Below are 13329 nucleotides of genomic sequence, written 5' to 3'. Positions count from 1 at the left end.
GCCGGGAACATCCGTTCCCCATCTCACCGCCACGGCCCGCCCGGTCCGGCTCCGCCGGAACGACACGGCGACGCTCCGCGCCGCAATCACGAGATTCGCTTCACCACCGGGCTGAAGCCCGATGCACTGCGAATGAAACTCGGTAGCGGTCAGGGCCCCTCGTCCCTACCTGCACCCAACGGGCAATCGGTGCATGCCGGGCGTATCGTCGGTGGCGAGACACCTTCGGAAGGAGCTCTGCATGGGCATCTTCGACAGGTTCAAGGGCCATGGGCAGCACAGGGCCAAGGCCATGTCCGACGCCGCGGAAAAAGAAGTCAACGAAAAGACGGGCACCAAGTACACGGGCCAGGTCGACGACGCGCAGCAGAAGATCGAGGGCGCGATGGGCATGGACCGCGACCGGCCCGAACAGCAGTGACCCGAAGATGCACGGAGGCTTGCACCGACTGAATCACCTTGAATCCCAGGCACCAGAAACCGTCCGCGGAGACCCGGTCCCGCGGGCGGTTCCGCTGTGCCCGAGCCGGAGTTGGACTATCGGGCGCGTCGTCACATCGCCTCACACCTTCCCGATCCCCAGTGTCGTCTCCGAAGGCAGCAGCCCCGAGCTCAGCGCCGCGACCCAGAACTCACCGAGAAGGTCGGCGAGGCGGGCGGTGACGTCCGGGCCGAGGGCGCGCCAAGGGGCGGCGGCCAGCTCGTCCGTGTGCTGTTCGACCTGGCGGCGCAGCTCGTGGCCGGCGGGGGTGGCGGTGCCGTCCTCGTTCACCAGGCCGCGGGCGGTGAGGCGTTGGCGGGCGGCGGTCCATTCCTCCGGGCTCCAGCCGCGGCTCTCGAAGCGCTCCACGGAGGCTGCGCCTATCGCCGCGAAGGAGACGAGTGACTCGACCGGGTCGAGCCCGGCGATGAGCAGTGCGGCGAGGTGGCCGTCGCCCCGGTGCTCGCGCAGGATCGTCGCCGCGTGCCACAGCTGGAGGTGGGGAGCCTCGGGCCAGACCAACTCCGCGTAGGCGGCGGCGAGTGGACGGCCCGCGGTGTTCGCGGCCTCGGCGGCACGGCGCGCCAGGGCGGCGGCCTCGGCGAGTTCGGGGCTGTGTATCCGGTCGCCGAGGATCGAGCGATAAGCCCGGTCGACGGCTCGCTCCCGCGCCTTCAGCACCTGATCCGGACTCGCGGTCCCCCAGGCGGACTTCATGTGTTCGGCGACCATGCGCGGGCTGAAGCTGTAGAAGGCGGAGGCCACGCGCTCGCTCCCGACCGCCCCCAACGGCGCGGCGCGGTACGGGAAGTAGCTCGGCCAGCGCTCCTCCGTTCCGTAACCGAGCGCGGCCGCTTCCTCGAAGCTCTCCGGCGCGTAGTAGTACACCGCGTGCAGCGGCTCCAGCAGGTGCCAGAGCTGGCGCACTCGGCCGAGGTCGACGCCCGCCCCGATTCCCGCTTCGGCCTTGCCTGTGGCGCTCGTCCCGCTGACGTTCTCCGACATGACTCCACCCCTCGTCGCGTTCCACTCACTCCACAACTTGACACTGACTAGATTGCCCGAGCCCGCCGAACTTGTCAATGCCTAGATTCGGCGTACGCTGCTGACCATGAACCCCGCGAAGACCGGCGACTCCGCGCGCCCCTACCACCACGGCGACCTGCGCCGCGCGATCCTCGCCGCCGCGCTGGACGTCATCACCGTCGACGGCCCGTCCGCACTGAGCCTGCGCGACCTGGCCCGCCGCGCCGGCGTCTCGCACGCCGCGCCGGCCCACCACTTCAAGGACCGCACCGGCCTGCTCACCGCGATCGCCGCCGAGGGGTACGAGCTGCTGGCGGGCGCGCTCGCGGAGGCCGAGGACCTGAGGGACGCGGGCGTGCGCTACGTACGGTTCGCGCGTGAGCATCCCGCGTACTTCCAGGTGATGTTCACTCCGGGGCTGCTCCGCGACAACGACCTGGAGTTGACGACGGCCAGGACCCTCGCGGGCGAGCGCCTGCGCGCCGCGGTCACCGCCGTACCGGCCGAGGGCCGCGGCCCCGATGCCCGCCTCGCCGGGGTCGCCGCCTGGTCTCTCGCCCACGGCTTCGCCACGCTGCTCCTGAGCCACAACCTGGATGGCCCGGTGGGCGATCAGGACCCCGAGGAGGTCTTCCGCGCCCTGACGGGAATGCTGTTCCGCTCCCGCTGAGCGGGCGCGGCTCCCACGCCGCGCCCGCTCGGCGGGACCGGAGCCACGCCCGGTCGAGTCTCATGGCGAACGCCGCCGCGCCCGGCGACCGCCTCCTCCTCACCGTACGCGCCGGGCCGCGCCCACAGGAGGAGCGAGGTCCTACGACCCCAGAACCGACGCCAGGAGCTCCCCGGTCCACCCCAGCAACTCCCGCCCCACCAACGGCTTTCCGCCCACCTTCGCCGTCTTCGGGCGGGGCACCAGGATCTGGTGGACGGCCGGCTTGATGACGGTGCCCGGGTACAGGCGCTTCAGGCGGAGTTCCTGGGACTCCCTCAGCTCCACCGGGGCGAAGCGGATGTTGTTGCCCTGGAGGACGATCTCGCCGACGCCGCACGCGCGCGCGAGCATCCGCAGACCGGCCACCAGCAGCAGGTTCTCCACCGGCTCGGGCAACTTGCCGTAGCGGTCGACGAGTTCCTCGCGTACGGACTTGACGTCCTGCTCCGTGTTGGCGGAGGCGATGGACCGGTACGCCTGGAGGCGGAGCCGCTCGCCGGGGGCGTAGTCGTGCGGGACATGCGCGTCGACCGGCACCTCGATCTTGACCTCCAGGGGCGGCTCCTCCTCGACGCCGCCTTCCAGCGAGGCGCGGTAGTCCGCGACCGCCTCGCCGACCATGCGTACATAGAGGTCGAAGCCGACGCCCGCGATGTGACCGGACTGCTCGCCGCCGAGCAGATTGCCCGCGCCGCGAATCTCCAGGTCCTTCATCGCGACGTACATGCCCGCGCCCATCTCGGTGTGCTGGGCGATGGTCGCCAGACGCTCGTGCGCGGTCTCCGTCAGCGGCTTCTCCGGGGGGTAGAGGAAGTACGCGTATCCGCGTTCCCTTCCGCGTCCGACTCGGCCGCGCAGCTGGTGCAGTTGGCTGAGGCCGAAGTTGTCGCCGCGCTCCACGATCAGCGTGTTGGCGTTGGAGATGTCGATGCCGGATTCGACGATCGTGGTCGACACGAGCACGTCGAACCTCTTCTCCCAGAAGTCGACGACCACCTGCTCCAGAGCCTGCTCCCCCATCTGGCCGTGCGCCGTCGCGATGCGTGCCTCCGGGACGATCTCCCTGAGCCGCGCGGCCGCGCGGTCGATGGACTCGACACGGTTGTGGATGTAGAAGACCTGGCCCTCGCGCAGCAGTTCACGGCGGATCGCCGCGCCGATCTGCTTCTCCTCGTACGGGCCGACGAAGGTCAGGACCGGGTGCCGCTCCTCCGGGGGCGTGGTGATCGTCGACATCTCACGGATGCCCGTGACCGCCATCTCCAGGGTGCGCGGGATCGGAGTCGCGGACATCGTCAGTACGTCGACGTTCGCGCGCAGCTTCTTCAGCTGCTCCTTGTGCTCGACGCCGAAGCGCTGCTCCTCGTCGACGACGACCAGGCCCAGGTCCTTGAACTTCGTCTCCGACGAGAACAGCCGGTGGGTGCCGATGACGACGTCCACCCCGCCGTCGCGCAGGCCCTCCAGGACCGCCTTGGCCTCCGTGTCCGTCTGGAAACGGCTCAACGCCCTGACGTTCACCGGGAATTGCGAGTAACGCTCGGAGAAGGTGCCGAAGTGCTGCTGCACAAGGAGGGTCGTGGGGACGAGCACGGCCACCTGCTTGCCGTCCTGCACCGCCTTGAAGGCCGCGCGGACCGCGATCTCCGTCTTGCCGTAACCCACGTCGCCGCAGATCAGACGGTCCATCGGGACCGTCTTCTGCATGTCCTCCTTGACCTCCGCGATCGTCGTCAGCTGGTCGGGGGTCTCCGCGTAGGGGAACGCGTCCTCCAGCTCGCGCTGCCACGGGGTGTCGGCGCCGAACGCGTGCCCCGGGGCCGCCATCCGCGCCGAGTACAGCTTGATCAGATCCGCCGCGATCTCCTTGACCGCCTTCTTGGCGCGCGCCTTGGTCTTCGTCCAGTCGGCGCCGCCCAGACGATGCAGCGTGGGGGCCTCGCCACCGACGTACTTGGTGATCTGCTCCAGCTGGTCGGTGGGAATGTAGAGGCGGTCGCCGGGCTGGCCTCGCTTGGCGGGGGCGTACTCCACGACCAGGTACTCGCGGGTCGCGCCCTGGACCGTGCGCTGCACCATCTCGATGTAGCGGCCGACGCCGTGCTGCTCGTGCACGATGTAGTCGCTCGCTTCGAGGGTGAGCGGGTCGATGGTCTTGCGGCGGCGGGCCGGCATGCGGGCGCCGTCCTTGCCGGCCGCCTTCTGGCCGGAGAGGTCGGTCTCGGTGAGGACGGCGACCTTCAGCGCGGGATCGACGAAGCCGTAGTCGATCGAGCCGCACGACACATGGACGACGGAGGGGCTGATGTCCGCGAGGTCCGTGTCGAGGCGGGCCGCGATGCCCTCGCCGCCGAGGACCTCGACGGTACGGGCGGCGGGGCCGTGCGCCTCGGTGACATACACCGCGCGCCAGCCGTCGGCGAGCCAGCCCTTGGTGTCGGCGAGGGCCCGGGCGGTGTCGCCGCGATAGGTCTCGGGGGCGTGCATGCCCAGCTTGAGGGTGTCCGTGTCGAGGTCTTCGTCGGCCGCGAACGGCGACACCGACCACCACATCATGTCCAGCTCGCGCGCCCGGTCCCGTACGTCCGCGATGGACCACAGGGAGGCCGCGTCCACGTCGATGGGCGCCTCGCCGCCGCCGGCGGTCGCCGCCCAGGACGCCTGCAGGAACTCCTGCGACGTCGCCACCAGGTCCGCGGCCCGCGTCCGCACCCGCTCCGGATCGCACACGACGGCCATCGAGCCCTTGGGCAGCACGTCGAGCAGCAACTCCATGTCGTCGACCAGGACCGGTGCCAGGGATTCCATGCCCTCCACGGCGATGCCCTCGGCGATCTTGCCGAGCAGCTCGCCCAGCTCCGGGTGCTCCTCGGCCAGCTGGGCCGCCCGCTCCCGTACGTCGTCCGTGAGCAGCAGCTCGCGGCAGGGCGGCGCCCACAGGCCGTGCTCGGCGACTTCGAGGGACCGCTGGTCGGCGACCTTGAAGTAACGGATCTCCTCGACGTCGTCACCCCAGAACTCCACCCGCAGCGGGTGCTCCTCGGTGGGCGGGAAGACGTCCAGAATGCCGCCGCGGACCGCGAACTCGCCGCGCTTCTCGACGAGCTCGACCCGCGAGTACGCGGCTGCCGCGAGCGCCTCGACGACCTCGCCCAGGTCGGCGCTCCGGCCCGTGCGCAAGGCCACCGGCTCCAGGTCGCCGAGGCCCTTGACCTGCGGCTGCAGCACGGAGCGGACCGGGGCGACGACGACCGAGACGGGGCCGGTCTCCGGGTCGTCGGGGCGCGGGTGGGCCAGCCGCCGCAGGACGGCGAGGCGACGGCCCACGGTGTCGCTGCGCGGGGACAGCCGCTCGTGCGGGAGCGTCTCCCACGACGGGTACTCGACGACGCCCTCCGGCGGGAGGAAGGACCTCAGCGCGGCGGCCAGGTCCTCGGCCTCGCGGCCCGTCGCCGTCACCGCCAGAACGGGGCGGCCGGCCTCGCGGGCCAGCGCCGCCACCGCGAAGGGGCGGGCCGCGGGTGGGCCGACCAGGTCGACATGCATACGGTTGCCGTCGGTGGCGGCCCTCACCGCTTCCGCGAGGGCGGCGTCCTTGACGACGGCGTCGAGCAGACCGTGCAGGCTCATGAAGGGCTTCCATCCCGGGGAGTGGGCAACGCGAACCGCCCGACACGTGTGACGGGCCGGGGGTCTCAAGCCTACGACGCCGGGATGCGAGGCGCCGGGCCTGTGGACAACGCCGGCTTCCGTGCCCGGCGCGGCGGGCGTCCCGCGGAGTGGCCGCGCCCCGTCGCCCCGTCAGGGACGCGGGGAACCGCGCGACCGGCCGCCACCCACCCTCAGCCGAAGCACAACCCGGTGGCCGGGGGACACCCCCCGGCGGGGTCCGGGACAGGTGGCCGCCCCCGGCGGGGTCCAGGGCGAGCAGCCCCCGGGCAGGGTCCGGGCCGGGCAACCCCCCAGCCCGGACCCAGGCCGGGCAACCCCCCGGCCCGGACCCAGGCCGGGCAACCCCCCGGCGGGACCCGGGCCGCACCCCTGGAAGATGGGACGGGCAGCGGCGGCGGTGGCGACACCCCACCCACGCCCCCCGCAGTCGCTCCCCCACTCACGCCCACCCCACCCCACCCCCCGCAGTCGCTCCCCCGCCCAAGGACCACCCCGTGCACACAGCCCAGGCCGCCCCACCGGACCGCGCCCCGGCGACCCCCCACATACCCCTGCCGGTCACGCCCGCCCCCACCCGTGACCGGCGCCCCCGCGACTCCCTCCTCCTCGCCGCCGTCCTCTTCGTGGCGTACGCGGCGCTCTCCCTCGGCCGCTACCGGCACCTCGCCACCAGGTCCTGGGACCTCGGCATCTTCGAGCAGGCGGTCCGCGCCTACGCCCATCTCCAGGCCCCGGTGGCCGACCTCAAGGGCCCCGGCACGAACATCCTCGGCGACCACTTCAGCCCGATCACCGCGCTGCTCGCCCCGGCCTACCGGGTGTTCCCCACGCCCGTCACCCTCCTCGTCGCGCAGGCCGCGCTGCTCGCGCTGTCCGTCGTGCCGGTCACCCGGGCCGCGGCGGGGCTGCTCGGGCGTCACCGCGGACTCGCGCTCGGGGTCGCGTACGGGCTGTCGTGGGGAATCCAGCGCACCGTCGACTTCGACTTCCACGAGATCTGCTTCGCCGTCCCGCTGATCGCCTTCGCCCTCGAAGCGCTCCTCGCCGACCGCCGGCGCGCGGCCCTCCTGTGGGCCCTGCCCCTGGTGCTCGTGAAGGAGGACCTGGGGCTCACGGTGGCCGCGATCGCCCTGGTCGTCGCGGTGCGGGCCCGCCGCTCGTCCCCGACCGCGGCGCGGTACGCGCTCGGGGTCGCCGCCCTCGGCGTACTGGCCACGGTGGTCACCCTCACCCTGGTGATCCCGGCCTTCAACTCCACGGACGCGTACGCCTACTGGGACAAGGTCGGCGACGCGAGCAGCCCCCTCGACGGCACCGGCACCAAACTCCGTACCCTCGCCTGGCTGCTGATCCCCACCACCGGCCTGCTCGCCCTGCGCTCCCCGCTCCTCCTGGTCGCCCTGCCGACCCTGGGCTGGCGCTTCGGCTCCTCCGACGCGCACTACTGGGGAACGGACTGGCACTACAGCGCGGTCCTGATGCCGGTCCTCTCACTCGCCCTCGCCGACGCGCTCTCCCGCGCCCGCTACAGCCCGCGCCCGTGGCTGCGTTCGTATGCGCTGCACCTCCCGGCCGCCGTCGCCGCGGCCTCCCTCGCGCTGACGACCACGCTCCCGCTGTCCCTGCTGACCGAGCCCGAGGCATATCGCAAGCCCGCGCGCGTGAGTGCCGTCGAACGGATGCTGGCGCTCATCCCGGACGGGGCGAGCGTCGAGGCGAACACCGGGCCGAGCAGCCGCCTCACCTCGCGCTGCCGGGTCTTCTGGGCCGGCACCGCCCACGGGCTCACCCCGGACTTCATCGCCCTGGACGACACCTCCCGCTCCCTCCACGACGTCCAGGCGTACGCCCGTCAGCTGCACCCGCACGCCGAGTACGCCGTGATCGGCGCCACTCACGGATACGTGCTCCTCAAGAGGCGGTAGGAGACAGACCGCAGGCCCGGCCCGAGGAGATCGACTCTCCTCGGGCCGGGCCCGTCCCCCGCAACCCCCGTTCGCGGTGGCTGTGCGGCGGCCTCTCGGCCGCTAGTCGGTGGCGATCGCGTTCAGCACATTCATCCGGCCCGCCCGGAACGCCGGGACGAGGGCGGCGAACAGGCCCACGAACGCCGAGCCGATGAAGACGCCGATGATGGTCGGCCAGGGGATGTCCAGCACCTTCAGGCCCTCCAGGGCGAGGAGCTTCTGGGCGGTGGCGCCCCAGCTCATGCCCAGGCCGAGACCGAGAAGGGCACCGAAGAGGGCGATGACGACCGACTCGAGGCGGATCATCCGGCGCAGCTGGCGGCGGGAGAGACCGATGGCGCGCATCAGGCCGATCTCGCGGGTGCGCTCGACGACCGACAGGGCCAGGGTGTTCACCACCCCCAGGATCGCCACGACGATCGCCAGGGCCAGCAGACCGTAGACCATGTTCAGGAGCTGGCCGATCTGGTCCTTCAACTCCTGCTTGTAGTCGGTCTGGTCGCGGACCTGGTACTGCGGGTACGGCTCCATGGACTTCTTCAGGGCCGCGTACGCCTGCTTCTCCTGGCCGTCCTTGGCCTTGGCGAACATGATCTCGTTCGGCGGGATCCTGTTCGCGGGCAGGTACTTCTTCATGGTCTCGATGCTCGTGTATCGCGCACCCTGGTCGATGGCCACGTCGTCGTCGGTGATGGCCGCGACCTTCAGCTTCGCCGTCGCGCCACCCTTGAAGGCGACGGTCAGGGTGTCGCCGAGCTTGACGCCGTGCTTCTTGGCGTAGTCCGAGCCCACCGACATGGCGTCCTTGCCGTACGCCGCCGACAGTTCACCGGCGGTCGTCTTGCGGCGCAGGTCCTGGGCGTAGGAGGGGTCGGCCGCGGTGATCCCGGAGTCGTCGACCTTGCCGTCCGGCGAGGTCATCTTGGCTTCGAGGTCCTTGTAGCGGGTGACGTGCTCCAGGCCCGGCGTCGCCTCCATGGCCTTCTCGGCCTGCGGCACGATCCGCTGGTTGCCCTGGACGATGAAGTCCGCGCCGACGGACTTGTCCAGTTCGTCCGTCGCCGAGGCCACCATGGACGAGCCGACCACGGAGAGGCAGGCGACCAGAGCGAGACCGATCATCAGGGCCGCACCGGTGGCGCCCGTACGGCGCGGGTTGCGCAGCGCGTTGCGCTCGGCGAGCCGTCCGACCGGGCCGAACATGCGCAGCAGTACGGCGCTGATGACCCGGACCACCCCGCCCGCGAGCAGCGGGCCGATGATCACGAAGCCGATCAGGGTGAGGACGACACCGGCGCCCAGCACCAGCGAACCGTCGCTCGCCTTGTCGGCGGTGGCCGCCGTGTAGAGCGCGAAGGCTCCGGCACCGGTCAACACCAGGCCGATCAGGCCGCGTACGAGACCCGCCTTGCCGTCCGCCGGGGTGCCGGCGTCGCGCAGCGCCGCCATCGGGGAGACCTTGCCCGCACGGCGGGCCGGGAGGTAGGCGGCGAGGACGGTGACCACGACGCCCAGCAGCAGGCCCACCACCGGGGTGGTCGCCTTCACCGTGAGGTCGCGGGTCGACAGGTCCATGCCCATCGACGACATGATCTTCATCAGGCCGACCGCGAGGCCGACACCCGCGCCGACACCGAGGATCGAGCCGAAGAAGCCGAGCAGCAGCGCCTCGACCAGGACCGAGCGGTTGACCTGCTTGCGGGAGGAGCCGATGGCACGCATCAGGCCGATCTCGCGGGTGCGCTGGGCGACCAGCATCGAGAAGGTGTTGATGATCAGGAAGATGCCCACCAGGAACGCGATGCCGGCGAAGCCGAGCATGGCGTACTTGATGACGTTCATGAACTCGCCGACGCCCTTGCGGTTCTCGTCGGAGTTCTCCTTCTCGGTCTGGATCTTGAAGGATCCCGACCCGCCGAGCACCGAGGAGACGTTCTGCTTGAGCCGCGTGTCCGAGACACCGGACGCGGCGGAGAGGTTGATCTGCGTGAACCGGCCGGTGGCGCCGAGCAGTTCGCGCTGCGCGGTGGCGGTGTCGAAGTAGACGACGGCGGCACCCGGGTTGGTCACCTTGAAGGTGGCGATACCGACGATCTTCGCCTTGAAGTCACCGGTGACCGCGATGGTGCGCAGTTCGTCGCCCATCTTCAGGTGGTGCTTGTCGGCGGTGTCGGCGTCGACCATCACCTCGGTCGGGCCGCGCGGGGCGTGGCCCTGCGTGATCTCCATGGACCGGAGGTCATTGCGCGTCCAGTTGCCCGCGATGGTCGGGGCGCCGGTGGTGGACCCCATGTTCTTGTTGTGACTGTTGACGACGGTCACGTTCATCGAACTGACCGCGCCCTCGGCGAACTTGACGCCGTCCGCCTTCTTCGCCCGCTCCAGCACGGAGGCCGACACCGACTCCGGCTTGCCGTTCTGCGGGGTGTCGTCGCTCTTGGCCGCCTTGGGCAGCACCGTCACATCGGAGGAGGTGACCGCGAACAGCTTGTCGAACGTCGTGTTCATCGTGTCGGTGAACACCAGCGTGCCGCAGACGAAGGCCACCGACAGCAGGACCGCGACGGCCGAGAGTGCCATGCGTCCCTTGTGCGCGAAGAAGTTGCGCATCGAGGTCTTCAGGACGGTCATGACGTACGCCCCCGGGCGTCGAAGTCCTTCATGCGGTCCAGGACCTGGTCGGCCGTCGGCTGGTACATCTCGTCGACGATCCTGCCGTCCGCCAGATACAGCACCCGGTCGGCGTACGAGGCCGCGACGGGGTCGTGCGTGACCATCACGATGGTCTGGCCGAGCTCGTCGACGGAGCGGCGCAGGAAGCCCAACACCTCGGCGCCGGCACGGGAGTCCAGGTTTCCGGTCGGCTCGTCACCGAAGATGATCTCGGGGCGCGCGGCCAGCGCACGGGCGACGGCGACGCGCTGCTGCTGGCCACCGGAGAGCTGGTTCGGACGGTGCTTGAGGCGGCCGGCGAGCCCGACGGTCTCCACGACCTGGTCCAGCCAGCCCTTGTCCGGCTTGCGGCCCGCGATGTCCATCGGCAGCGTGATGTTCTCCAGCGCGTTCAGCGTCGGCAGCAGGTTGAACGCCTGGAAGATGAAGCCGATCCGGTCCCGGCGCAGCTGTGTGAGCTTCTTGTCCTTGAGCCCGGTGATCTCGGTCTCGTCCAGGTGGATCTGACCGCTCGTCACGGTGTCGAGTCCGGCGAGGCAGTGCATCAGCGTGGACTTGCCGGACCCCGAGGGGCCCATGATCGCGGTGAACTGGCCCCGCGCGATGTCCACGTCGATGTGGTCCAGGGCGACGACGCGGGTCTCCCCCGACCCGTACGCCTTCACGACCTGCCGCGCCCGCGCGGCAACGGCCGTACGCCCTCCAGTGCCCCCGTGCCTGGGAATGGTCACAGCCGATGTCACGGTAAGTCTCCTATGTCGGGCAGCAGATGATTCCGCTGCTCAGCGGTTGAAAGTGCGCTGCGGTACGTCGGTAAGTCTGGTGCCGGGCGGTGGTCCGGCGCGCTGGTGCTCAGCGCAGTCTTTTGCTGGGGAAAACCCCACCCCCAACGGTGCGGTCCGTACGACCGGACGTGCTCCCCAGCGGCGTAAAGCCAGGTTAAGGACGGGCCCCACCCCGTCTCCTCCTCCAGCGGGACGAACCCTCCCCGAGCCCTAGTACGGAGGACCCCCTAGGGGCCCTCCACCCTTCGGTGGAGTTCATCTCGGGGTCGCCTCCACCCTTGAGCCCATTCAGCGTCCACCCTCCCGCGACGTGAGGATCAAGTGGGAGAGTGTCCTGGGCAGATAGATGCAAGGGGAAGGAATCTCGTGGACCAGGGGGAAACCGAGATACGCGCCGCGGCGACGGGCTCGGCGAGCCGGCCTCAGGACACCCGCGGACGCCGCGCCGTGGTCGCCGCCCTCATGCTTGCGATGGCGCTGGCCGCGCTCGACTCCACGATCGTCTCCACGGCCGTGCCGCAGATCGTCGGCGACCTCGGCGGCTTCTCCGTCTTCTCCTGGCTGTTCTCGGGCTATCTGCTGGCGGTGACGGTCACACTGCCGGTGTACGGCAAACTGTCGGACACCTTCGGCCGCAAGCCGGTGCTCATCGCCGGCGCCGTCCTCTTCCTCCTCGGCTCCCTGCTCTGCGCCACGGCCTGGAACATGGCCGCGCTGATCGCCTTCCGCATCGTGCAGGGCCTGGGCGGCGGCGCCCTCCAGGGCACCGTGCAGACACTCGCCGCCGACCTGTACCCGCTCAAGGAGCGCCCCAAGATCCAGGCCAAGCTGTCCACCGTGTGGGCGACCTCGGCGATCGCGGGTCCCGCGCTGGGCGGAGTCCTCGCGGCGTACGCCGACTGGCGGTGGATCTTCCTCATCAATCTGCCGATCGGCGCGCTCGCCCTGTGGCTGATCGGCCGCCACCTGCACGAGCCGGCCCGGGAGACGACCCGGCGTCCGCGCATCGACTGGGCGGGCGCGCTCGCCGTCTTCGCCTGCGGTGGCGTCCTGCTCACCGCGCTGGTGCAGGGCGGCGTCGCCTGGGACTGGCTGTCTGCGCCCTCGATCGCCCTGTTCGGCACCGGACTCGGCCTGGTCGCGGTGGTCGTGCTGGTCGAACGGCGGGCGGCCGAGCCGATCATTCCCGGCTGGGTGTGGCGGCGGCGCACCATCGCGGCGGTGAACCTGGCGCTCGGAGCGCTGGGCCTGCTGATGGTCGCGCCCACGGTCTTCCTGCCCACATACGCGCAGGCGGTGCTGGGCCTGGCCCCCATCGCCGCCGGATTCGTGCTCTCCGTATGGACGTTGAGCTGGCCGGTGTCGGCAGCGCTCAGCCAGCACGTCTATCGCCGGATCGGCTTCCGCAACACCGCGATGCTCGGCATCGGCACGGCGACCCTGCTCCTGCTGGCCTTCCCGTTCCTCCCCTACCCGGGCCGGCCGTGGCAGCCGGCCCTGCTGATGCTGTTGCTGGGCGGCGCGCTGGGGCTCTTCCAACTCCCCCTGATCATCGGTGTCCAGTCGACCGTCGGCTGGGCGGAACGCGGCACGACCACCGCGTCCGTCCTCTTCTGCCGCCAGACCGGACAGACCATGGGCGCGGCCCTGTTCGGCGCGGTCGCCAACGGGGTGCTGGCCGCGCGGCTCGGCGGCGCGGGGGATCTCGACTCGGTCACCCGCGCGCTGGACTCGGGCGCCCCCGCCGAGCATCTGCGCCACGCGGTCGCCGACGCGGTCCACGCCGTGTACCTGGGGGCGGCCTGCGCGGCCGCACTCGCCTTCCTGACCCTGCTGTTCGTCGCACCGCGCCGTTTCCCGGTGCTGAAGAGCCCCACGGACTGAGCCCATGCCCGGCCCGGCCGGTCGGCGCCCTGCCCCCGCGAGCTGACTCTCCGTGCCCGCCTGCATACAGGTTCCGTACAGCAACAGGGGTAAACGCGGGTAACACCCCAGGTCACCGAAGTAAGCGCA

8 protein-coding genes are annotated in these 13329 nt (G+C 70.9%); 4 read left to right on the top strand and 4 right to left on the bottom strand.

Features of this window, described 5'->3' with window-relative positions:
* Positions 1-241: 241 nt before the first annotated feature.
* Complete coding sequence (locus IEY95_RS14980; RefSeq protein WP_189186474.1) at positions 242-421, top strand: Rv0909 family putative TA system antitoxin; 180 nt, start codon at positions 242-244, stop codon at positions 419-421.
* A gap of 141 nt (positions 422-562) precedes the next feature.
* Here the strand turns inward: IEY95_RS14980 and IEY95_RS14975 are convergent, their stop codons facing one another.
* Positions 563-1486, bottom strand: coding sequence for an SCO6745 family protein (locus IEY95_RS14975; RefSeq protein ID WP_189186473.1), 924 nt, complete (start codon positions 1484-1486; stop codon positions 563-565).
* Between the two features lie 106 nt (positions 1487-1592).
* Here IEY95_RS14975 and IEY95_RS14970 point away from each other — a divergent pair, with 106 nt between their 5' ends.
* A complete protein-coding gene (locus IEY95_RS14970) occupies positions 1593-2177 on the top strand; it encodes a TetR/AcrR family transcriptional regulator (RefSeq protein WP_189186472.1) in 585 nt (194 codons plus the stop codon).
* A 141-nt stretch (positions 2178-2318) separates the two neighbouring features.
* Here IEY95_RS14970 and mfd read toward each other — a convergent pair whose 3' ends face one another.
* Positions 2319-5849: a transcription-repair coupling factor gene (mfd, locus tag IEY95_RS14965; RefSeq protein ID WP_189186471.1), complete on the bottom strand. Its 3531-nt coding sequence runs from the start codon at positions 5847-5849 to the stop codon at positions 2319-2321.
* A 536-nt stretch (positions 5850-6385) separates the two neighbouring features.
* On the opposite strand from mfd, the gene IEY95_RS14960 reads away from it, so the two are divergent.
* Positions 6386-7816, top strand: coding sequence for a DUF2079 domain-containing protein (locus tag IEY95_RS14960; RefSeq protein ID WP_189186470.1), 1431 nt, complete (start codon positions 6386-6388; stop codon positions 7814-7816).
* 102 nt (positions 7817-7918) lie between these two features.
* Here the strand turns inward: IEY95_RS14960 and IEY95_RS14955 are convergent, their stop codons facing one another.
* A complete protein-coding gene (locus tag IEY95_RS14955) occupies positions 7919-10489 on the bottom strand; it encodes an ABC transporter permease (protein ID WP_189186469.1) in 2571 nt (856 codons plus the stop codon).
* Positions 10486-11274 carry an ABC transporter ATP-binding protein gene (locus tag IEY95_RS14950; protein WP_189186468.1) on the bottom strand — a complete coding sequence of 263 codons (789 nt, stop codon included), beginning with the start codon at positions 11272-11274 and terminating at the stop codon, positions 10486-10488. Before IEY95_RS14950 ends, IEY95_RS14955 begins: the two co-directional genes overlap by 4 nt.
* A gap of 408 nt (positions 11275-11682) precedes the next feature.
* On the opposite strand from IEY95_RS14950, the gene IEY95_RS14945 reads away from it, so the two are divergent.
* Positions 11683-13200, top strand: coding sequence for an MFS transporter (locus IEY95_RS14945; protein WP_189186467.1), 1518 nt, complete (start codon positions 11683-11685; stop codon positions 13198-13200).
* The last annotated feature ends 129 nt before the right edge of the window (positions 13201-13329 follow it).

The sequence above is a fragment of the Streptomyces albiflavescens genome, assembly GCF_014645835.1.
Classification (GTDB): domain Bacteria; phylum Actinomycetota; class Actinomycetes; order Streptomycetales; family Streptomycetaceae; genus Streptomyces; species Streptomyces albiflavescens.
This window is presented reverse-complemented; position numbering and strand designations above follow the sequence as displayed.